At 60.4% G+C, this 22,237-nt stretch carries 15 protein-coding genes; 12 read left to right on the forward strand and 3 right to left on the reverse strand.

Annotated features, from left to right (window positions below; genetic code table 11):
- Position 1: 1 nt before the first annotated feature.
- A complete protein-coding gene (gene arfB / locus ACI3K0_RS19115) occupies positions 2-436 on the reverse strand; it encodes an alternative ribosome rescue aminoacyl-tRNA hydrolase ArfB (RefSeq protein ID WP_148143846.1) in 435 nt (144 codons plus the stop codon).
- Positions 437-538: 102 nt separating this feature from the next.
- Positions 539-2,149: a phosphoenolpyruvate carboxykinase gene (locus ACI3K0_RS19120; RefSeq protein ID WP_148143845.1), complete on the reverse strand. Its 1,611-nt coding sequence runs from the start codon at positions 2,147-2,149 to the stop codon at positions 539-541.
- A gap of 353 nt (positions 2,150-2,502) precedes the next feature.
- On the opposite strand from ACI3K0_RS19120, the gene ACI3K0_RS19125 reads away from it, so the two are divergent.
- The 12 genes from ACI3K0_RS19125 (at position 2,503) to trxA (ending at position 20,071) form a co-directional block, all read left to right on the forward strand.
- Positions 2,503-3,222: a response regulator transcription factor gene (locus ACI3K0_RS19125; protein WP_112511969.1), complete on the forward strand. Its 720-nt coding sequence runs from the start codon at positions 2,503-2,505 to the stop codon at positions 3,220-3,222.
- An 87-nt stretch (positions 3,223-3,309) separates the two neighbouring features.
- Entirely contained in the window at positions 3,310-5,079 is a 1,770-nt protein-coding gene (locus tag ACI3K0_RS19130) for a sensor histidine kinase (protein ID WP_183829799.1), read from the forward strand.
- Positions 5,076-5,534: an HPr kinase/phosphorylase gene (locus tag ACI3K0_RS19135; RefSeq protein ID WP_183829690.1), complete on the forward strand. Its 459-nt coding sequence runs from the start codon at positions 5,076-5,078 to the stop codon at positions 5,532-5,534. The genes ACI3K0_RS19130 and ACI3K0_RS19135 overlap by 4 nt, the downstream gene beginning before the upstream one ends.
- Positions 5,535-5,658: 124 nt before the next feature.
- On the forward strand, positions 5,659-6,060 hold the full coding sequence (locus ACI3K0_RS19140; protein ID WP_112459233.1) for a PTS sugar transporter subunit IIA: 402 nt from the start codon (positions 5,659-5,661) through the stop codon (positions 6,058-6,060).
- A gap of 13 nt (positions 6,061-6,073) precedes the next feature.
- Positions 6,074-6,349 (forward strand): HPr family phosphocarrier protein, encoded by a 276-nt coding sequence (locus ACI3K0_RS19145; protein WP_183829693.1) that lies wholly within the window; start codon positions 6,074-6,076, stop codon positions 6,347-6,349.
- A gap of 143 nt (positions 6,350-6,492) precedes the next feature.
- Complete coding sequence (ahcY, locus tag ACI3K0_RS19150; RefSeq protein ID WP_183829696.1) at positions 6,493-7,893, forward strand: adenosylhomocysteinase; 1,401 nt, start codon at positions 6,493-6,495, stop codon at positions 7,891-7,893.
- Between the two features lie 206 nt (positions 7,894-8,099).
- The gene (locus ACI3K0_RS19155; RefSeq protein ID WP_404945973.1) at positions 8,100-10,667 is read left to right on the forward strand and encodes an ATP-binding protein; all 2,568 of its coding nucleotides are present in this window, start codon (positions 8,100-8,102) and stop codon (positions 10,665-10,667) included.
- Positions 10,664-12,178, forward strand: coding sequence for a tRNA (adenosine(37)-N6)-threonylcarbamoyltransferase complex ATPase subunit type 1 TsaE (gene tsaE / locus ACI3K0_RS19160; protein ID WP_183829702.1), 1,515 nt, complete (start codon positions 10,664-10,666; stop codon positions 12,176-12,178). Before ACI3K0_RS19155 ends, tsaE begins: the two co-directional genes overlap by 4 nt.
- Positions 12,179-12,192: 14 nt before the next feature.
- Entirely contained in the window at positions 12,193-12,930 is a 738-nt protein-coding gene (locus ACI3K0_RS19165) for a nucleotidyltransferase family protein (protein ID WP_183829705.1), read from the forward strand.
- Positions 12,931-12,933: 3 nt separating this feature from the next.
- The gene (gene addB / locus ACI3K0_RS19170) at positions 12,934-16,131 is read left to right on the forward strand and encodes a double-strand break repair protein AddB (protein ID WP_404945974.1); all 3,198 of its coding nucleotides are present in this window, start codon (positions 12,934-12,936) and stop codon (positions 16,129-16,131) included.
- Positions 16,124-19,678, forward strand: a complete 3,555-nt coding sequence (gene addA, locus ACI3K0_RS19175; protein WP_404946052.1) for a double-strand break repair helicase AddA — start codon at positions 16,124-16,126, stop codon at positions 19,676-19,678. The genes addB and addA overlap by 8 nt, the downstream gene beginning before the upstream one ends.
- Before the next feature lie 72 nt (positions 19,679-19,750).
- Positions 19,751-20,071, forward strand: a complete 321-nt coding sequence (gene trxA, locus ACI3K0_RS19180; protein ID WP_148143837.1) for a thioredoxin — start codon at positions 19,751-19,753, stop codon at positions 20,069-20,071.
- A gap of 697 nt (positions 20,072-20,768) precedes the next feature.
- Here trxA and ACI3K0_RS19185 read toward each other — a convergent pair.
- Positions 20,769-22,112: a bifunctional folylpolyglutamate synthase/dihydrofolate synthase gene (locus ACI3K0_RS19185; protein WP_404945975.1), complete on the reverse strand. Its 1,344-nt coding sequence runs from the start codon at positions 22,110-22,112 to the stop codon at positions 20,769-20,771.
- Positions 22,113-22,237: the final 125 nt, after the last annotated feature.

A 22,237-nucleotide genomic window follows, 5' to 3' on the forward strand; every position in this document is an offset into this window, starting at 1 on the left:
TTCAGTCGCCAGTTGGCTTGCCGCGCATTTTCTTCACATCCGAACGGCCGGATTTCGCCTTCAGCCGTCGTTCCACCGAACCCTTCGTCGGTTTCGTCGCCTTGCGGACGGGCGGCGGCGGCTTGGCGGCTTCGAGGATCAGTTCCTTCAGCCTTTCGCGTGCATCTTCGCGGTTACGCTCCTGACTACGGGAGCGGCTTGCCTCTATCATCAACACGCCATCCTTCGACACCCGTTTCCCGGCAAGCTTCAAGGCATTCGTCTTCACGCGATCCGGAAGCGACGGAGAGTTCACGAGGTCGAAGAACAGCTGAACGGCAGTCGAGACCTTGTTGACGTTCTGGCCACCGGGACCGCCTGCCAGCACGAACTGTTCGGTCAGTTCCCATGCGGCGATGGTGATGCGGCTGTTGATGATGAGGGGATTGCTGGCCATGATATTCTCCGGCGCGCATCTTTCCCACAAACGTGGACAAAAGAAAACCGCCGGTCAGGTGTTACCCGACCTACGGTTCCACGTGAATCACACGTTTTGCGCTTACTCGGCGGCGATCAGCAATCCAGGCGCGGCATCCTTGACCTTGGCATCGACGTGAGCCTCGAACTTTTCGAAGTTCTTGATGAACATCGAAACCAGCTTTGCCGCTTGGTTGTCATAGGCAAGGCTGTCGGCCCAGGTCGAGCGCGGATCGAGGATCGCGGTTTCGACGCCATCGACCGAAACCGGAACCGCGAAGCCGAAATTGGCGTCGGTGCGGAATTCGGCATTCTTCAGGCTGCCGTTCAGGGCAGACGTCAGCAGCGCACGGGTGGCCTTGATCGGCATGCGGCGGCCGGTGCCGTAGGCGCCACCGGTCCAGCCGGTATTGACCAGCCAGCAATCGACCCCGTGCTTGGCGATCAACTCCTTCAACAGGTTGCCGTATTCGGCCGGATGACGCGGCATGAACGGAGCGCCGAAGCAGGTGGAGAAGGTCGCTTCCGGCTCGGTTACGCCCTTTTCCGTACCGGCGACCTTGGCGGTATAACCGGAGAGGAAGTGGTACATGGCCTGTTCCGGCGTCAGCCTGGCTATCGGCGGCATGACGCCGAAGGCATCCGCCGTCAGCATGATGATCGTCTTCGGGTGCGGCGCAAGGCCGGTTTCCGAAGCGTTCGGAATGAAATGCAGCGGATAGGCGCTGCGGGTGTTTTCCGTCAGCGAATTGTCGTCGAAATTCGGCACGCGGTTCTCGTCGAGCACGACATTTTCGAGCACGGTGCCGAAACGGCGGGTCGCGGCATAGATTTCAGGCTCGGCTTCGGCCGAAAGCTTGATCGCCTTGGCATAGCAGCCGCCTTCGAAGTTGAAGACTCCGTTTTCGCCCCAGCCATGCTCGTCATCGCCGATCAGCGTGCGGGCCGGATCGGCAGAAAGCGTCGTCTTGCCGGTGCCGGAAAGGCCGAAGAACACGGCGGTATCGCCTTCGGCGCCGACATTAGCCGAGCAATGCATGGGCATGACGCCCTTGGCAGGCAAAAGGTAGTTGAGGACAGTGAATACCGACTTCTTGTTCTCACCGGCATAGGATGTGCCGCCGATGAGGACGAGGCCGTTGGCGAGATCGCAGGCAATCACGGTCTCCGAACGGCAACCGTGACGCTCCGGATCAGCCCGGAAGCTCGGCAGGTTGATTATGGTCAGCTTCTGTTCGAAGGAGCCGAGGGTATCGCGCTTCGGGCGGATCAGAAGATTGCGGATGAACAGCGCATGCCATGCGTATTCAGTGACGACACGCGTGGGAAGCGCGTTATCGGCATCGGCTCCGCCGATCAGGTCCTGGACGAAAAGCTCCCTGCCTGCTGCATGGGCGAGCATATCGGCCTTCAGAACGGCAAAATGCTCCGGAGACATGGGCTTGTTATTATCCCACCAGATCTTGTCTTCGGTCACGGCATCGCGCACGACGAACTTGTCCTTCGGCGAGCGGCCGGTGTGCTGGCCAGTGACAGCGCGCAACGCGCCATCGGCGGTCAGATCGGCCTCGCCGCGGCGAATGGCTTCTTCGTAAAGCTCGACCTCAGACAGGTTGTAGTTGACGCGAGAAACCTTATCGAGGCCGATCGCTGCTACGCCATTTGCCGGGTTATAAAGTCCAAGCTGCTCCATACGCGCTCACCTCAGGTTACAATTGACGGGATTGGTATTGAGGCGTGAACCTAGTTGCTGTTTTTCAAAACGGCAAGCGAGAGCAATAGAATATATCAACGAAATCAATTATTTAATCGATTTAAAGAAATTTATTTCTTTTTAAATCGGTTAGCCGAACGTTTTAATGCGCTTGATAATAGGCAGTTTTGAGGCATTGAGACGCGCCATCGAACAGGAAAGCAAATCGCCACCCTTTAACTTTGCCACAATTTGTTCCACCTTTCTCCTCATGAAGCGCATGGCGAGGGCTAGGGGTTGGCGAGAAGTCATTACCTGGAGATGCGCACGAAATGGCAATGGAGATGGACGGTATGCAGACAATCGCGCTCGTAGACGATGACCGAAATATTCTGACTTCGGTGTCGATCGCGCTCGAGGCGGAGGGCTACAAGGTCGAGACTTATACGGACGGCGCATCGGCGCTGGACGGTCTGGTCGCCCGCCCACCGCAGCTTGCCATTTTCGACATCAAGATGCCACGCATGGACGGCATGGAGCTTCTGCGCCGCCTGCGGCAGAAATCGGACCTTCCGGTTATCTTCCTCACCTCGAAGGATGAGGAAATCGATGAATTGTTCGGTCTCAAGATGGGCGCCGACGATTTCATCACCAAGCCGTTCTCGCAGCGCCTTCTGGTGGAGCGGGTGAAGGCCATTTTGCGCCGCGCCGGAAGCCGTGATCTTCAGGCGCCGGGCATGAAGCCCACGGCCGACCAGATCGCCGCCCGTACTTTGGAGCGCGGGCAACTGGCAATGGACCAAGAGCGGCATACCTGCACCTGGAAAGGCGAGCCCGTGACGCTTACGGTCACGGAGTTCCTTATTCTGCACTCGCTGGCCCAACGCCCCGGCGTTGTGAAGAGCCGCGATGCGCTGATGGATGCAGCCTATGATGAGCAGGTCTATGTCGACGACCGCACGATCGACAGCCACATCAAGCGACTGCGCAAGAAGTTCAAGATGGTTGACACGGATTTCGACATGATCGAAACGCTTTACGGTGTCGGCTATCGCTTCCGCGAAGCAGCCTGACGCGTCGCGTTACAACAGGTTAACTTGAAGCCACGACCGGGTCAGCGATAGACTGGCCCGGTGGAAGGATAAGACGTGGCAGACAGACTGCTCGAAAACCACGAAACGGAGACGGCACCGGCGAAGCCCAAGGCGCGCCGGCACTGGCCGCATGTCTTCACCATCATCCGGCGACTGTTTGGCCATGCCGTGTTTTCGAGCCTTACACGGCGTATCCTATTCTTCAATATCGCCGCGACTGTCGTTCTCGTGGCCGGCATCCTCTACCTGAACCAATTCCGCGAGGGGCTGATCGACGCCCGCGTAGAAAGCCTTCTGACCCAGGGCGAGATCATTTCAGCCGCAATTTCGGCATCCGCCTCCGTCGACACGAATTCGATCACTATCGACCCCGAAAAGCTGCTGGAACTGCAAGCCGGGCAAAGCATCACGCCGGTGCCGAACGATGAGGATCTCGATTTTCCGATAGATCCGGAGCGCGTTGCGCCAGTACTTCGACGACTGATTTCTCCCACCAGAACACGCGCCCGCCTGTTCGATGCGGATGCCAACCTGCTACTCGATTCGCGGCATCTCTATTCCCGCGGACAGGTTCTTCGCTACGATCTGCCACCGGTCGAGAACGAGACGCAGACCTGGAGCGAGTGGATGTCGGGCATGTTCAACCGGCTGCTCCAGCCTGGCAACCTGCCGATCTACAAGGAAGCGCCGGGCGGCGATGGCTCGATCTATCCGGAAGTGATGAATGCGCTGACCGGTGTTCGCGGCGCGCTGGTGCGTATTACCGAGCGCGGCGAACTGATCGTTTCCGTCGCGGTTCCTGTCCAGCGCTTCCGGGCGGTTCTCGGCGTTTTGCTTCTGTCGACACAGGCCGGCGATATCGACAAGATCGTTCACGCCGAACGTCTTGCCATCATGCGCGTCTTCGGCGTGGCGACGCTCGTTAATATCGTGCTGTCGCTGCTTCTGTCGTCAACGATCGCAAATCCGCTGCGCCGCCTTTCTGCGGCCGCCATCCGGGTGCGCCGCGGTGCCAAGCAGCGTGAGGAGATTCCGGACTTCTCCTATCGCCAGGATGAAATCGGCAACCTGTCCATCGCAGTGCGTGACATGACCAATGCGCTTTACGACCGCATTGACGCAATCGAGAGCTTTGCCGCCGATGTCAGCCACGAATTGAAGAACCCGCTGACCTCGCTGCGCAGCGCTGTCGAAACACTACCGCTGGCGAAATCCGAGGATTCGAAACGACGGCTGACGGAAATCATCTTCCATGACGTGCGCCGGCTGGATCGTCTCATCAGCGATATTTCCGATGCATCTCGTCTGGATGCGGAACTTGCTCGCACGGATTCGGCGCCGGTCGACATGGAGACACTGCTGAGCAATCTGGTCGATATTTCCCGGCAGATCCGCAGCGGGCGCAAACCGGTCGAGATCGATCTTGCCATCGATCACAAGGGCGGCGATCGGCATATCTATGTGGTCAACGGCCACGACCTGCGTCTCGGGCAGATCGTCACCAACCTGATCGAAAATGCTCGCTCCTTCGTGCCCGAGAAAGGCGGCCGGCTTTTCATCCGCCTCACCCGCAACAAGGAAAAGGTGGTCATCACGGTCGATGACAATGGTCCCGGCATCCAGGCAGAAAATATCGACCGGATCTTCGAGCGTTTCTATACGGACCGACCGGACGGCGAGAGCTTCGGCCAGAATTCGGGTCTTGGACTTTCCATCAGCCGCCAGATCGCCGAGGCGCATGGCGGCAGCCTGAAGGCGGAAAACCTGCACGGAAAGGCGCAAGAGACGATCGGAGCACGTTTCACCCTTTCTCTTCCTGCGGGGAATGCAGCATGACCCGGAACGTCCACGGCACAGCCATTGTGGTGGGTGAACGCGGTCTGATCTTCATCGGCCCATCGGGTGTCGGCAAATCGATGATGGCGTTTACCTGTCTTGCCATAGCCCGCCGTGCCAAGGCTTTTTCGGCGCTGATCTCGGATGACCAGGTTTTCCTGACCCAACAGCAGGAGCGGATCGTTGCGACCTGTCCGCCGAGCATAAGCGGGCTGATGGAATTACGCGGCAGCGGCATCGTCAGAATGGATCATGTCGGCTCCGCCCCGCTTGACCTTGCCATCCAGCTTGTGCCGGTCTCCGAAGCCGAACGGCTTCCGCCCGAAAACGAATCCTGGCAAATCGGCGATATCGGCAGTCTGCCACTTGTCAAAATGGCCAATAATGTGGCCGATCCACTTGCCGTTATCGGGGGGCTGTTGCCCGCTTGGAGGCAGGAAACGCCTTTTTGGTGAGCGCTGCGCCCGATTTTTTGACTTGAACTTCATTTCCAGTTGGCGAAGATGGCATCCCGCCGCTTTACGGCACCAGTGCGTTACGATATGGGCCGCGAGCTTTGAAATCAGGGGGCGTATTTTCATGATCGGACTGGTGCTTGTCACCCATGGCAAGCTGGCTGAGGAGTTTAGACATGCGGTGGAGCATGTCGTCGGACCCCAGAAATTCATCGAAACCGTCTGTATCGGTCCCGAGGATGACATGGATCAGCGGCGACAGGATATCGTCGATGCGGTCGCGCGAGCCAATGCAGGCAAGGGCGTCATCATCCTGACCGACATGTTTGGCGGTACGCCATCCAATCTTTCGATCTCCGTCATGGAAAGCGGCACGACCGAAGTGATCGCCGGCGTCAACCTGCCCATGCTGATCAAGCTTGCAGGCATACGCGGCGAGGACAATATGGAGAAGGCTCTGGCGGAAGCATCCGAGGCCGGGCGCAAATACATCAACGTTGCCAGCCGCGTGCTGAGCGGCAAGTGAGGCCCTGAGCTCAATGTCTGCCCCCTCCCGCCAATTCGTGATCGTCAACAAGCGCGGGCTGCATGCCCGGGCATCCGCCAAATTCGTCCAGATGGTCGAAGGTTTTGATGCGCAGGTGACCGTTTCAAAGGACGGCATGAGCGTCGGCGGCACCTCGATCATGGGGCTGATGATGCTTGCCGCCAGCACGGGCTGTTGCATCGACGTCGCGGCCGAAGGTGTTCAGGCTGGAGAAGCGCTCGATGCGCTGGAAGCGCTGATCGCCAACAAATTCGGCGAAGAAGCCTGATTAGCGGCACCACATAAACATATAAAGACCTCTTTATATCAACGTTGCAAGCGGCCGGGAAGCCTGCTACACCGCATGGGAGTTTGAGCCAGCGGGGTCCCCGTTTTCCTGCTGCGCGCCATGCAACGTTATCGGAGAGCTTTATGAGCACTGAAAAGGACTACATCGTCGCGGATATCAACCTTGCCGCTTACGGCCGCAAGGAACTGGACATTGCCGAGACGGAAATGCCGGGCCTGATGTCCTGCCGCAGCGAGTTCGGCGCTTCGAAGCCGCTCAAGGGTGCCCGCATCTCCGGTTCGCTGCACATGACGATCCAGACGGCCGTACTTATCGAGACGCTGAAGGAACTCGGTGCCGATATCCGCTGGGCCTCCTGCAACATCTTCTCGACCCAGGACCATGCCGCAGCCGCAATCGCTGCAGCCGGCATTCCGGTCTTCGCGGTCAAGGGCGAGTCGCTGACCGAATACTGGGAATATACCGACAAGATCTTCCAGTGGACCGATGGCGGTAGCTCCAACATGATCCTCGATGATGGCGGTGACGCCACCATGTACATCCTGCTCGGCGCCCGCGCCGAAGCCGGCGAGGATGTTCTGTCCAATCCGGGTTCGGAAGAAGAAGAGATCCTGTTCGCGCAGATCAACAAGCGCCTCAAGGCTTCGCCGGGCTGGTTCACCAAGCAGCGCGACGCAATCAAGGGCGTCACCGAAGAAACCACGACAGGCGTTCACCGTCTCTACGAACTCTCCAAGAAGGGCCTGCTGCCCTTCCCGGCGATCAACGTCAACGACTCGGTCACCAAGTCGAAGTTCGACAACAAGTATGGCTGCAAGGAATCGCTGGTCGACGGCATTCGCCGCGGCACCGATGTGATGATGGCCGGCAAGGTTGCAGTCGTCTGCGGTTACGGCGACGTGGGCAAGGGTTCTGCCGCTTCGCTTCAGGGTGCCGGCGCCCGCGTCAAGGTTACCGAAGTCGACCCGATCTGCGCATTGCAGGCCGCCATGGACGGCTTTGAGGTCGTCACGCTCGAAGACGTCGTATCGTCTGCCGATATCTTCATCACCACGACCGGCAACAAGGACGTCATCCGCATCGAGCATATGCGCGAGATGAAGGACATGGCGATCGTCGGCAATATCGGTCACTTCGACAACGAGATCCAGGTCGCTGCTCTGAAGAACCTCAAGTGGACCAACGTCAAGCCGCAGGTCGATATCATCGAGTTCCCGAAGGGCAACCGGATGATCCTTCTTTCGGAAGGCCGTCTCTTGAACCTCGGCAACGCGACCGGTCACCCGTCCTTCGTCATGTCCGCTTCGTTCACCAACCAGACGCTGGCCCAGATCGAACTGTTCACCAAGCAGGGCGAGTACAAGAACGAGGTCTACATCCTGCCGAAGCATCTCGACGAGAAGGTCGCTCGCCTGCATCTCGACAAGCTCGGCGTGAAGCTTTCGGTGCTTTCCGATGAGCAGGCCGCCTATATCGGCGTTCCGGCCCAGGGCCCATTCAAGGCTGACCACTACCGCTACTAATAGCTAGCCGGTTAATCCACAACATCTTGTAGCCGCAGCCTTGACAAACGCCTGCGGCTTCTTTTTTGCCTTCATCCCTTCCCGCCTATCCGCCGAACACGTATTGTTTTGGGACTTGATTCGACCTCTCGGCCATTCGGCTTCGGGCAAGGTGCGAAGTGGTATGTCTTGTCGATGAGCGGCAATTGGACGGAGACACACCGGTCATGGCGGTAAAAAAAACGAGCCTGTCAAAGCAGGCCGATCCAGTTTCTGGCTTGCGCATGCGCGCTTTTGGAAACCCGTATTTCGCGAATGGCGGATACGGCAGAAAAACCTATATCCGGCTTAAGCGGATCGCCCGTTCCCTTCTTTCAGGGACGGCGCTGGTCGCATTGCCGACTGCTGCCTTTGCGCAGGAGGAAACGGCTGTGCAGCTGTTCTCCTCGGCGCAGGTCATCGTTTCCTCGGTCGTCATCGGTGCGCTGGGTGCTGCGCTGCTTTCGACCGTCTGGCTGGTGCGCCAGCGCGGCAATATGGAAGTCGAGACCGAAGAAATGCGCGGCGCGCTATCTGAAGCGCAGCAGCGGATTTCTAAATACGAGGCGCTGATCGCCGACAAGAACCGGCGCATCGTGGTCTGGGAAAGCGGCGCATTCAAAGCAGAACTCCTGGGCCATCTGCCTGTCGAGACAGGCGCTCCGCAGGCGGATAATGAGTTCCTCGCTTTCGGCCGCTGGCTTCGTCCGGGTTCCGCTGCGGAACTCGAAAAGGCGATCGACGAGCTTAGAAGCAATGCACGCAGCTTCGACATGGTGATCGAGACCGCCAGAGACGAAGTGCTTGAGGTTCAGGGCCGAGTTTCGGGCGGCAAGGCTTTCGTGCGTTTCCTCGCACTCAACAATCTGCGGGCGGAACTTGCCGAACTGAAGATCGAGCGCGATCGGCTGGGAAGCTCGATCTCGATGTTCGAATCCCTGCTGGATACGATCGAACAGCCGGTCTGGCGCCGTGATGCACAGGGCAAGCTTGCCTGGGTCAATCACGCCTATGGCGAGGCCGTCGATGCGATAAGCTCTGCACGCGCCGTGGAAGAAGGCCGCGAACTGCTCGGCACGGTCAGCCGCGAGATGATCCGGGCCAAGGCCACCGTCACATCGCCTTACCATGACCGACTTTCGACCGTCGTTCATGGTAATCGCACCGTGCTGGATGTCGTCGATGTGGTGACGACCGACGGTTCGGCCGGCATGGCGATCGACGTGTCCGAGGCAGAGGCCGTGCGCGAGGAGCTGAAGCGGACGCTGAAAAGTCATGCCGAAACGCTCGATCATCTGGCAACACCGGTGGCGATCTTCGACAGCCAGCGCCGCCTGCAGTTCTACAATCAGGCCTTCATGCAGCTCTGGGATCTGGATCTGCCGTTCCTGGAATCGAAGCCGGATAACAGCGAGCTGCTGGATCGGCTGCGCACGAACGGCAAACTGCCGGAACAGCTGAACTGGCGGAACTGGAAGGACACGGCGCTCGCCGTCTACCAGTCGCTTGATACCAAGACGGATACCTGGCATCTGCCGAACGGCCAGACGCTGCGCGTCATCGCCACCGCACACCCGCAGGGCGGCGCGACCTGGGTATTCGAAAACCTCACCGAACAGGTGGATCTCGAGGCACGCTACAATACGCTGGTTCGGGTTCAGGGCGAGACGATCGATCACCTGACCGAAGGCGTGGCGGTGTTTGGTCCCGATGGCCGCATCCGGCTGTCGAACCCGGCCTTCCGTGCTCTCTGGGGCATTACCGCCGAACAGGCGGAACCCGGCACCCATATCAAGACGATCGAGGCTGCATGTGCCGCCTCCTATGCCGAACCGGACGGCTGGCGCAGGTTTGCGCAGGCGCTTACCGCTTTCGATGACGAGAGACCAACACTCGACGGCAAGTTCCAGCTTTATACCGGACTGATCCTCGATTACGCGGTCACACCTCTGCCGAATGCACAAACTATGCTGACCTTTGTCGACAAGACGGCCAGCGTGCAGGCCGAAACGGCGCTGAAGGAAAAGAACGAGGCGCTGCGCAAGGCCGACGAGCTGAAGAACGATTTCGTGCAGCACGTTTCCTACGAGCTGCGTTCGCCGCTGACCAATATCATCGGCTTTACCGATCTCCTGAAGACGCCTGGCATCGGCACGCTGAACGAGCGGCAGGCCGAATATATCGACCATATCTCCACCTCGTCGTCGGTGCTGCTGACCATCGTCAACGACATTCTCGATCTCGCGACCGTCGATGCGGGCATCATGGAACTGAACTATTCCGAGCTGGCGATCGAGGACCTGCTGGACGATGTGGCGATGCAGATCGCCGACCGGCTGCAGGAAAACAACATGACGCTGGAAATCATCGCGCCCGCCGGAATGGGCACGATCGTGGCGGACCAGCAGCGGCTGAAGCAGATCCTGATCAAGCTTCTGACCAATGCGACGAATTTCTCGCCGGAGAACTCGACGATCACGCTGAATTGCTGGCGCGATGCGGCAAACGTGTTCTTCTCGGTGCGCGATCGCGGCCCCGGCATTCCTCCGGACATGCTGAAGACCGTGTTCGACCGCTTCAAGGCGCAGGCCAAGGATGGCAAGCGCAGCGGTGCGGGCCTTGGCCTTTCGATCGTCGAAAGCTTCGTCCACCTGCATAATGGCGATGTCTCGATCGATAGCCGGGCCGGTGAAGGCACGACCGTCACCTGCCGCATTCCGACCAATGCTTCATTCCACTCGGTCGCGGCCGAATGAGTGACGGCCAGTCGCTGACGCTGATCCTTGCCGGTGAGCGGGATACGATAGAGTTCGGCGAGGATCTGGCACTGGCGCTGAAGCCGGGCGATTGCGTGGCGCTTTCGGGCGATCTCGGCGCCGGTAAATCGACTTTTGCTCGGGCGCTGATCCGTGCGGTGGCCGATGACGTCGATCTGGAAGTGCCGAGCCCGACCTTCACGCTCGTGCAATCCTATGACGAGCTGCGCATTCCGATCGCGCATTTCGATCTCTACCGGCTGGGTGATTCCTGCGAACTCGACGAACTCGGTTTCGACGAAGCACTGTCATCCGGCATCTGCCTGGTCGAATGGCCGGAAATGGCCGGCGATCTTCTGCCCACCGATCGGATCGTGATGAAGCTTGCGCATGAGGGCACGGGACGCCGGGTGACGATCACGGCGCGGGGCCCTGCCCTTTCGCGCATAAGCCGCGTGCTGGCGATCCGCGAATTTCTCGATTCACGCGGCTATGCCGGTGCGAGCCGCAGGTTTCTGACCGGCGACGCGTCGATGCGGGCCTATGAAAGTGTGACGACCGCGACCGGCGAAACACTGGTGTTGATGGACTGGCCCAAGCGGCCGGAAGGTCCGCCGGTTCTGGACGGAAAGCCCTATCCCAAGGTCGCCCATATTGCGAAGGATGCCTATCCTTTCGTGGCGATCTCGCAATATTTGCGCGGCATCGGCCTGACGGCACCGGAAGTGCTGCAGGTCGATTACGACCAGGGCATATTGCTCATCGAAGATCTCGGCCAGGAAGGCGTGCTGGATGAAGGTGGCAGGCCGATCGAGGATCGTTATCGCGAAAGCGTCGTCTGCCTCGGTTATCTGCACGGCCACGCGATGCAGCAGGAACTGCCGATCGAAGGCGGCCCGATCCATCACATGCCGGATTTCGATCCGACCGCGATGAAGATGGAGGCCCGGCTGCTGCTCGACTGGTATCTGCCGTGGAAACGCGGTGAACAGCCGAGCGAGCAAGAGCGACAGGATTATCTTGCGATCTGGGACGGGCTGATCGGCAAACTTCAGAGCGCGGAAAAGAACCTGCTGCTGCGTGATTTCCATTCGCCCAACATCATCTGGCAGCCAGAGCAAGCCGGTGTGCGCCGGGTTGGGCTGATCGATTTCCAGGATGCGATGATCGGGCCGACTGCCTATGATCTTGCCTCGATCGTGCAGGACGCGCGTGTCGATATTCCGAAGGCGCTGGCCGACCAGATGATGATCGACTATCTGACGCTGCGTCGATCACTGGGTGATTTCGATGAAGCCGGCTTTCTCAAATCCTGGGCGATCATGGCGGCGCAGCGGAACTGCAAGCTTGGCGGTCTGTGGGTGCGATTGAAAGAGCGTGACGGCAAGCCGCAATATCTTCAGCACATGCCGCGCACATTGCGTCATCTTTCCACGGCGCTTAGCCATGAGGCGCTCGCCCCCTTGCGCGATTGGTGCGCACGGGCTGGAATAGACTTTTCCGAATCATAAATACGGCTTCGATGATGACTTTGGTTCCACTCACGCAGGCCGTCGTGCTTGCCGCCGGGCTTGGCACGCGCCTGAGGCCGATCACCGACACGATGCCAAAACCGCTGGTGCCGGTCGCCGGAAAACCGATGATCGACTACGGGCTCGATGCGCTGGCGGATGCCGGGGTGACCAGCGCCGTCGTCAACGTGCATCATTTTGCCGACCGTATGGAGGCGCATCTTTTAGCCTATCCACGGCTCGAGATCCTCATTTCCGACGAGCGCGCCAAGCTGATGAATTCCGGCGGGGGCCTCAAGAAGGGTCTCGCGCTGCTTCCTCCCGGCATCACCTATGTGATGAATGCCGATCTGTTCTGGATCGGCGAGAAGCAGGGCACCCCCAACAACCTGCAGAAATTAGCCGGATTCTTCGATCCCGAGCGGATGGATATGGCACTGCTCTGCGTGCCGCTGGAACGCACGACCGGTCATAACGGCAAGCGGGATTTCCAACTCGATCCGGACGGGCGGCTGAGCCGGTATGTCGATGGCGGTAACCCGGTGGTCTATGCCGGCGCGATCGTGCTGCATTCCTCGCTGCTCGAGGACGCGCCGGATGACGCCTTCAACCTCAACATCTATTTCGACAGGGCGATCGCCAGGGGCCGGCTTTTCGGCCTCGTCATGGATGGCGAATGGATTACGGTGGGAACGCCGCAAGCGCTTCCAGAGGCCGAGGCTGTGATTGCCCGCCATTCCGGAAAGGTGTGACCCATGCCGGCTAAACGGCGAATTTTCTCGATCCCGTCAGGTGTGCCATTCCTGAAGACGCTCGCCGCCGCACTTTGCAACGGGCGGCTGAACGAGGAATTTCGCTACGATCCTGCCGATCCATTATCGCTCGCCGATGTGACCATCTTCGTACCGACGCGGCGCTCCGCCCGTGTGCTGCGCTCGGAATTCGTCGATCTGCTCGGCGGTCGGGCGGCCATCCTGCCGGTGATCCGGCCGCTTGGCGAAACAGACGACGACAGCGGCTTTTTCGATCTCGTAGCGCCGGAAGAAATGGACATGGCGCTGCCGATCGGCGGGACATCCCGACTGCTCGAACTTGGCCGACTGATCCTTGCCTGGCGCAACCAGCTGCCAAAGATCGTGCTCGACGTGCATTCGGAATCGCCGCTCGTGGCGCCGGCAAGCCCGGCCGATGCGATCTGGCTTGCCCGAGCGCTCGCCGAATTGCTCGACGCTATCGAGACGGAAGAACGCGACTGGGCGGACCTCGACAATCTGCAGACCGGCGAACATGCGCTCTGGTGGCAGCTGACCGCCGAGTTTCTGAAGATCGCCAGTGCCTTCTGGCCTCTCCGGCTGGAAGAGTTGAAGCGCTCCTCCCCTGCCAAACATCGCGCTGCAATTCTGCGCAGCGAGGCGCGGCGGATCGGAGAACGGGACCATAAGGGCCCAGTGATCGTTGCAGGATCGACGGGTTCGGTGCCGGCGGCGGCAGAGCTGATCGCGGCAATCTCTCGCTTGCCGAATGGAACGGTGGTGCTTCCAGGCCTCGACACATCCATGCCGGATGACCAATGGGCAACCGTCGAAGAGGAAACCTTTGACGGCAAGCCCGACCCCGCCAGCCGCAGCCATTCGCAATTCGGGCTTTCCAAGCTGTTGAAGAAGATCGGTGCCGTGCGGGACGACGTCGGGATCATCGGAGAGGTTCCGGTCGATCTGGCGTTCCGGGCGGCCGCCATCTCGCAGGCGCTGGTGCCGGCCAAGGCGACCGACCGTTGGAGTGAGTGGCGCGACGATGCAGATATCGAGGCGCTTCGTGCGGCATTTGCCGATGTCTCCCTGATCGAGGCTGCCAACGAGCGGGAGGAAGCGGTTGCGATTGCCATCGCGCTTCGGCTCGCGCTGCAGAAGCCCGGCCGCAATGGCAATGCCGCGCAGGCGGCGCTGATCACACCGGACCGTGCGCTTGGCCGGCGGGTGACGGCGGAGCTTGCCCGGTTCGGCATCCTTGCCGACGATTCGGCCGGTTCGGCGCTTTCCGGCACACCGCAGGGAACGCTGACCCAGCTGCTTCTGGAGGCGGCACTTCGGCCGGGCGATCCGGTTGCGATTGTCGGCCTGATGAAACATCCGCTGATGCGGCTTGGCCTGCCGGTTGCCGAGCTCAAGACCGCGATCGACGCACTGGAAGTTCTCGCACTGCGTGGCGGTGTCGGCGAGATGGATATTTCGACGCTCGAACCGCTTCTGGAGACCCAACTGGCAGCGCATGCCGAGGACCGGCACACGCCGCACTGGATCGATTCGTTGCCGGAAGAAGCGATCGAGATGGCGCGGGATGTTGCTCGGCGGATCACGCAGGCGGTCGAACCTCTGGTGAGCTCTTTCGTTCACCGGCGCGCTGACGGTCGCGGGCTGACGGCAAAGTTGCCGCTTTCCGAATGGGCGAGCCGCACCGGCAAGGCGCTGGAGGCAATTGCGATCGACGAGCGCGGCGATCTTGCGGCGCTCTGGTCCGGCGAGGCGGGTGAGCAGCTTTCGGGCCTGCTTGCCGAAGTGATGGAAACCGACGGGCAGATCGATGCCGATGGTCCGCAATGGATCGATATCGTCATGGCGTTGACGACGGGCGGGGCCGTGAAACCCCGCTCGCTTGCACATCCGCGGGTATTCATCTTCGGTACGCTTGAGGCACGATTGCAGAGCGTCGACACGATGATCCTCGGCGGATTGAACGAAGGATCGTGGCCGGGGCAGACGGTCAACAATCCGTTCCTGTCCCGCTCGATGAAGACCGATATGGGGCTGGAGCCGCCGGAACGACGGATTGGCCAGCTGGCGCATGATTTCGAAATGGCCTGCGGCACCCGCAACCTGATCTTTTCGCGCTCGCTGCGCCAGGGTGCGACGCCGACAGTTGCTTCCCGCTGGCTGCAGCGATTGCTGGCGCTGGGGGGCAAGACTTTTGCCGACGGGTTGAAAGCGCGCGGCGAAGACTATCGTCATTGGGCCTCGCTGATCGACGCGGGCGCAGACCAGAAGCCGGCAAAGCGCCCTGCCCCGAGACCACCGGCGGAGCTGCAGCCGGTCAAATATTCCTTCAGCGAGGTCGGCCGGTTGCGGCGCGATCCTTACTCCGTCTACGCCCGCCGCATCCTGAAACTCGATCCGCTTTCGCCGTTCAACGAAGACCCCGGCGCGTCGCAGCGCGGCACACTCTATCACGCGATCATCGACCGCTATACGCGGCAGGGCCACAAGCCGGGCAGCAATGTTTCACGTGAATCCATGATGCGGATCACACAGGAGCTGTTCGATGCCGAGCAATTGCCGCCGCATATCGACCGGGTCTGGCGGCCGCGTTTTGTCGAAGTGGCGAAGGCATTTCTTGATTGGGAAGAAAAACGGGCGCCGGAGGTGCGCAGCACGGTGACGGAAGCCGGAGCCGGTTTCGAGGTCGAGACGGCCGGGATAAGGGTGACCGGTATTGCCGACCGGATCGATCTGATGCGCTCGGGGACCGCCGACATTATCGACTACAAGACGGGTTTGAGCCCTTCGGTTTCGCAGGCCCGTGCGCTGCTCGATCCACAGCTTGCGCTGGAGGCGGCGGCACTTCAGGCGGGGGCCTTCAAAGTGATGGGTGTTCAGCAGCCCGGCGATCTTCTTTATGTGCGGTTGCGGCCCGGGGACCGGTTCAGGTCCGAGCGGGTGAACAATGAAGGTTCTTCCGCCAGTGCGAAGAAACAGCCGAAATCGGCAATCGACCTGGCGCAGGATTCGATCGATCAGTTGACCAGGTTCGTGCTGAAACTGCGAAGCGGCGATGCCGGCTTTGCCTCGCGGCTGGTGCCCTTTGCGCAGGGCGATTTTGGTGGCGAATACGACCACCTCGCCCGGGTTGCCGAATGGTCGACGGCGGATGATGACGGAGAGGGTGAAGCCGATGAGTGAGATCCTCACCGATGAATTGCCGGCCGGCGACGAGCCGAAGCAGTGGATCGACTGGACGACGGTGCAGCAATCGCGAGCTTCGGATCCGGCAAGCTCGGCCTGGGTTTCGGCCAACGCCGGTTCGGGCAAGACGCATGTCCTGACCCAGCGCGTGATCAGGTTGCTGTTGGCCGGCTGCCGCCCCTCTTCCATTCTGTGCCTCACCTATACCAAGGCCGCGGCATCGGAAATGTCGAACCGGGTTTTTCAGCGGCTGTCAGAATGGACGGTGCTTTCCGACGAGGAGTTGCGCAAGCGGATAACCGGCATCGAAGGTCATGAGCCGGATTCCGCCAAGCTGGCCGAGGCGCGGCGGCTGTTCGCCAAGGCGCTGGAGACGCCAGGCGGGCTGAAGATCCAGACGATCCACGCATTCTGCGAAGCGCTGCTCCATCAGTTTCCGCTGGAAGCCAATGTCGCCGGGCATTTTTCCGTGCTCGACGACCGGGCCGCTTCGGCGCTTCTGGCGGAAGCACGGCGTTCGCTTCTGACTGCAACGTCTGCCGAGGATGATGCTGATCTGGCGGAAGCTTTTGCCCATGTTCTCGATCTCGGTGACGAGTTCGGGCTGGAAGCCCTGCTTTCCGACATCGTGGCCAACCGGACGGCGATCCGGCGTTTCACGGCGAATGCCGAGCGCCATGATGGGATAGGGCCTGAGCTTAAACGAATGCTGGGGCTTGATGCGGGTGATACGGAAGAGAGTATCGCTGGCAGTTACTGGCCGCTTCCCGGCCTGTCGGGCCTTACCCTCGATCTCTATCTGTCGCTGGCCGACCAGAGTGGTGGATCCAAGGTGACCGATGTCGCCTATGGCCTGCGGGTGGTGATGAAGGAGCTGGATGCGTTCAAGCGGGCCGACTATCTGGAATCGATCTTTCTGACCGCCAAGGGCACGGTCAAGGCCGACAGTTCTCTGGTTGCCAAAACGATGCTGAAGCCAGCGCCGGAGCTCGCGGCGGCGATCGATGCGGCGCGGAGCCATGTGTTTGCCTGCCGCGACCGGTTGCGGCTGATCCGGATGTTTTCGGCAACCAAGGCCGCACTGACGCTGGCGGCGCGGCTGACCGAGGATTACGAGGAGCTGAAGAGAAGGCGTAGCCTGCTCGACTTCGAGGATCTGATTGCGCGGACCGCCGATCTTCTGACCCGCGACGGGGTCGGTGCCTGGGTGCATTACAAGCTTGACCAGGGCATCGATCATATCCTGGTCGACGAGGCGCAGGATACCAGCCCGATCCAGTGGACGGTGATCAAGTCGCTGGCGGAGGATTTCTATTCCGGCGCCAGCGCCCGCGAAACGCTGCGGACCATCTTTGCCGTGGGTGACGAGAAACAGTCGATCTATTCGTTTCAGGGTGCGCGTCCGGAACGGTTTGCCGAGGAGCGCAGCGCGACACAGAAGCAGGTGAGCGGCAGCGGCCAGCCGTTTCACGCGATCCGCCTGCCGCTCTCCTTCCGCTCCACGGCAGATGTTCTCTCCGCCGTCGACCAGGTGTTTTCGCTGGAGGAGAACGCCAAGGGGCTTTCGGCGATCGGCGACGCGGTGCAGCACCGGTCCAATCGAATGGGCCATGCCGGCGCGGTCGATCTGTGGGATGTAGTTGCGCCGGAAGTGTCCGAGCAGGAAGAGGACTGGACAGCGCCTTTCGATTCGACGCCGGACAAGGCACCGGCTGCCATCCTTGCAGCGCGGATCGCCGACCGGATCGGTGAGATGATCGGCCATGAAACGGTGATCGAGAAAGGTGTGGAACGTCGGATCGAGCCGGGTGACATTCTGGTTCTGGTGCGCAAGCGCGATGCCTTCGTCAATGCGCTGACACGGGCGTTGAAGCGGCGCGACAACATTCCGGTTGCCGGTGCCGACCGGCTTCGACTGACCAGCCATATCGCGGTGCAGGATCTGCTCGCGCTCGGGCGTTTCATGCTTTTGCCGCAGGATGATCTTTCGCTGGCGGCGCTTCTGAAGAGCCCGCTGTTCGATCTTTCCGAAGAAGATGTGTTCGAGGTCGCGGCGCTGCGGGCGGAAAATACCAGCGCCTGGATGCGGCTTCTCGCGCTTGCCGAGGAACAGCCGCTGCGATTTCGCGATGCTGCGGAACGGTTGCAGCATCTGCTTGCGCTTTCCCGGCTGCTCAGCCCGCATGATCTTTATGCGCGGATTTTGGGGCAATATGGCGGGCGGCGAAAGTTTCTCGGGCGGCTCGGCACGGAGGCCGGCGATATTCTCGATGAGTTCCTGACCTTCGCGCTGGACCATGAAACATCCGGCCTGCCCGGACTTCAGGCTTTCGTTTCGACACTGGAGCTTGAAAGCCCGGAGGTCAAACGCGAGCAGGATGGCGGGCGCAACGAGGTGCGGATCATGACCGTACATGCCTCCAAGGGGCTCGAGGCGCCGGTGGTGTTTCTGGTCGACAGCAATTCGAAATCCTTCATTTCCTCGCATGTGCCGAAATTCCGGTTCTTGAAAACCGCGCAGGGCGATGTTCCGGCATGGCTGCCGGGAAAGACGCTTTCGAACGCGCTGACTGGTGCCGATGAGGAGCGGCTGAAGACGCTTTCCGAAGAGGAATATCGGCGGCTGCTTTATGTCGGCATGACACGCGCGGCCGACCGGCTGATCGTCTGCGGCTATCGCGGCGTGCGTGACAATCCGGACAGCTGGCAGGCGATGATCTCGCGGGCGCTTTCGCTGGACGAGCAGCATTGCAGCGCCACCACGTTCAACGGGCCGGATGGCGAATGGAGCGGGTTGAAATGGCGGCTGCCGGTTACCGGCGGAAGTGTCGAGCGGGCGGAGCGCGAAGAACACAAGGCGGCGGAGAGACCGGGCCTGCCGGGCGATCTGTCACGCCCCCTGCCCCCACAGAAGATTTTGCCGCGACCACTCAGCCCATCGGGCGCCGGCGTGATGATCGATGACGATGCGGACGACCTGATCGTCACCTCTCCCCTGTTCGGCGACAAGGCAACGGCAAGCCTTGCGCTGCAGAAGGGTAAGCTGGTTCACCGCATGCTGCAGATGCTGACGGAGTTTTCCGACGTGGAGCGTGAAACTGCCGCCAACCGCTATGCCGAGCGGGCTGCACGGTTCTGGCCCAAGGCCGAGCGGGAAAAGCTGGTCGAGAGCGTCATTTCGGTGCTTTCACACTCCGGCCTTGCGCCGGTCTTTTCGGCCCGCAGCCAGGCGGAAGTGTCGATCATGGGGACGCTTCATCTGGAGGGGCAGGATTATGCGATTTCAGGGCGGATCGACCGGCTGGTGGAGATGGACGATCGGGTGATCATTCTCGACTACAAGACCAACCGCAAGCCACCGGCGGACGTCGAGGCCGTGCCGCTGACGCATCGGGCGCAGCTTGCCATCTATCGCGAGATCATGAAGCCGCTTTATCCCGGCAAGCAAGTCGACTGTGTGCTGGTCTATACCGAGACGGCAACAGTCATGACATTACCTGTCGAGCTGATGTCGCGCTCGCTTGCAGAGCTCAAGACAAAGTGACATGACGGAGATTGAAAATGATCAATGCCGATCTCACATTTGCAGCAACGAAGAATCGTAAAGGAGAGCCCTATGGCTACCGTTAAGGTCGATACCAACAATTTTCAGGCCGAAGTTCTCAACTCCGCCGAGCCGGTCGTCGTGGATTTCTGGGCTGAATGGTGCGGCCCGTGCAAGATGATCGCTCCGAGCCTTGAAGAGATCGCAACCGAACTTTCCGGCAAGGTGAAGGTCGCCAAGCTGAACATCGACGAAAACCCGGAACTGGCTGCCCAGTTCGGCGTTCGCTCGATCCCGACGCTTGCCATGTTCAAGGGCGGCGAAGTGGCTGACATCAAGGTTGGCGCTGCTCCGAAGACCGCGCTTGCCGCCTGGATTTCCGGCGCTGCATAACACTTAAAAAAGTGTTTCACGTGAATCCAAAACCCGGCTGGGAAATTAGCCGGGTTTTTTGTTTGCCTATTTTGAAGCTGGCTTCCGAATGGACACAGTCCGCCCTTGGCGATCTGGATATTTCTTGTTTTGGCCGGGACACGTCGGGTGCCTCGAATTGAATTTTTATATGTGACACTCGGCGTGTCCCGTTCTGTGTGTTTTTCCGCGCAACTCCGGTCCGTCTGCGGCGGTCGGGCTTATGTCCTCATCGAACTGCAGGCCGGTATGTGTGCGACACACGCACGCCTTATTCAGGGGCAGACCATTTTCTGCGCAGCTCCGGATGGTCCGCCTGCATAAGGGTGGAACATCCGATCACCGGTTCCGCCTCGCCGGTTATGCGGACCGGTGTAGCCGAAGCGGAACGAGCACATTCTAGGCACGCGGCGCGAGGGCGGGGATGAAAAACCAGTTAAATGATTGGGATTGTTGGAGCGGGATTGGGATCTCGTCCCCGCTTGTGGCGACGCTGGTGACAGTGCCAGCCCCTCATCCACCTGCCGGAATCTTCTCCCCTTTTTGACAGAGAGAAGGACGCAAGTTGCCCCTCTCCGTCTCGCGCTGAACTTCAGCATAACAAGTCCCCTCTCCCCATTTACGGGGCAAGGTGGAAGCAAGCTGCCCCTTGGGTGAGGGCCATCCGTAGGCCCCTACATCACGTCGGCGGAGTGCCGTTATCTGCCAGAACATTACCCGCAAAATAGAGGGAACCGCCAATGAGGATGCGGGGTGGTGGGCGATCGGGGATCTGGCGGAGGGTAATTTCCTGAAGCGCTTCGGCGACCGAGGCGGACGGTTCGGCGACCAGTCCCGCATCGAAAGCGGAATGGGCCAAGACCACCGGATCAAGGCCGGCTTCGCTGTCGCGGATGCGAACGGTAAAGACATGTTCCGCGAGATCGGCAAAGGCGCGGAAATAACCGACCGGATCCTTGGTGTTGATCATGCCGGTGATGAGATAAAGCGGGCGCGGCTGACGCTCCTCGAAAGCCGCGATCGCCTCTGCAATGACTTCGCCGCCAGCGGGATTATGTCCGCCATCGAGCCAGATCTCAGCACCCTTGGGCGCGAATTCCAGAAGCTTGCCCTCGGTGATCCGCTGCAGGCGCGCCGGCCATTCGACGCTCACCATCGCCTTTTCCATCATCTGGTCGGTAACGGCAAAACCGGCTGCCTTGACAGCGCGGATGGCGGCTGCGGCATTGGCGTATTGATGCCGGCCCGGCAGGCGCGGCAAAGGCAGATCATGCAGACCATCCTCGTCCTGATAGATCAGGCGGCCGAATTCCTCATGGGCGGAAAAATCCTGACCATAGACCGAGAGTGGACAGCCAAGGCGATCCGCCGTCGAGATCAGAACTTCGCGGGCGGCTTCAAATTCCTGGTGACCCACAACCACCGGACGCCGGCGTTTCATGATGCCGGCCTTCTCGGCGGCGATCAATTCGACACGATCTCCCAGATAAGCCTGGTGATCGAGCGCGATCGGCATGATCACCGAGACGGCAGGATTGGCGATGACATTGGTGGCATCGAACCGTCCGCCCAGCCCGACTTCCAGAATGACCGCATCCGCGGGCTGTTCGGAGAACAGCAGGAAGGTGGCAGCAGTGAGGATCTCGAAGACGGTGATCGTTTGGCCGTCATTGGCGGCTGCGACACGGCGCAAGGCATCTGCAAGCAGCGCGTCATCCACCAATTGTCCGCGACCGCCCTTGACGCCGATGCGGAAACGCTCGTGCCAATTTACCAGATGGGGGGATGTGTGAACGTGGACCGAATGGCCGCCTGCCTCCAGCAGCGCGCGGCAGAAGGCGGTGCAGGAACCCTTGCCGTTGGTGCCGGCGACATGGATGACCGGCGGCAGTTTCAGCTGCGGATTGCCGAGCACCTCAAGGAGGCGGGTGATACGTTCAAGCGACAGATCAAACCCTTTCGGATGAAGGGTCATCAGCCGCTCGATTTCCTGAGCGGCTTCGCTTGCGACGGGCTGGTTCATGGTCGACATCCCGTAGCTCCGGCTTTGGTCGTCTTTTCGAGCAGTCTCACCCTGTCCGAGGGTACGGCCACCCAGTTTTTTGGTTTCAACGCAATTCCGACAAAACCGGTTGCCGGAATTGCCTC

This window comes from Rhizobium sp. ZW T2_16 (assembly GCF_044987325.1).
GTDB lineage: Bacteria > Pseudomonadota > Alphaproteobacteria > Rhizobiales > Rhizobiaceae > Neorhizobium > Neorhizobium cellulosilyticum.

Coding starts and splice junctions, on each gene's coding strand:
- arfB (WP_148143846.1), bottom strand. CDS start 436: ATGGCCAGCAATCCCCTCATCATCAACAGCCGCATCACCATCGCCGCA.
- ACI3K0_RS19120 (WP_148143845.1), bottom strand. CDS start 2,149: ATGGAGCAGCTTGGACTTTATAACCCGGCAAATGGCGTAGCAGCGATC.
- ACI3K0_RS19125 (WP_112511969.1), top strand. CDS start 2,503: ATGCAGACAATCGCGCTCGTAGACGATGACCGAAATATTCTGACTTCG.
- ACI3K0_RS19135 (WP_183829690.1), top strand. CDS start 5,076: ATGACCCGGAACGTCCACGGCACAGCCATTGTGGTGGGTGAACGCGGT.
- ACI3K0_RS19140 (WP_112459233.1), top strand. CDS start 5,659: ATGATCGGACTGGTGCTTGTCACCCATGGCAAGCTGGCTGAGGAGTTT.
- ACI3K0_RS19145 (WP_183829693.1), top strand. CDS start 6,074: ATGTCTGCCCCCTCCCGCCAATTCGTGATCGTCAACAAGCGCGGGCTG.
- ahcY (WP_183829696.1), top strand. CDS start 6,493: ATGAGCACTGAAAAGGACTACATCGTCGCGGATATCAACCTTGCCGCT.
- ACI3K0_RS19155 (WP_404945973.1), top strand. CDS start 8,100: ATGGCGGTAAAAAAAACGAGCCTGTCAAAGCAGGCCGATCCAGTTTCT.
- tsaE (WP_183829702.1), top strand. CDS start 10,664: ATGAGTGACGGCCAGTCGCTGACGCTGATCCTTGCCGGTGAGCGGGAT.
- ACI3K0_RS19165 (WP_183829705.1), top strand. CDS start 12,193: ATGACTTTGGTTCCACTCACGCAGGCCGTCGTGCTTGCCGCCGGGCTT.
- addB (WP_404945974.1), top strand. CDS start 12,934: ATGCCGGCTAAACGGCGAATTTTCTCGATCCCGTCAGGTGTGCCATTC.
- addA (WP_404946052.1), top strand. CDS start 16,124: ATGAGTGAGATCCTCACCGATGAATTGCCGGCCGGCGACGAGCCGAAG.
- trxA (WP_148143837.1), top strand. CDS start 19,751: ATGGCTACCGTTAAGGTCGATACCAACAATTTTCAGGCCGAAGTTCTC.
- ACI3K0_RS19185 (WP_404945975.1), bottom strand. CDS start 22,112: ATGAACCAGCCCGTCGCAAGCGAAGCCGCTCAGGAAATCGAGCGGCTG.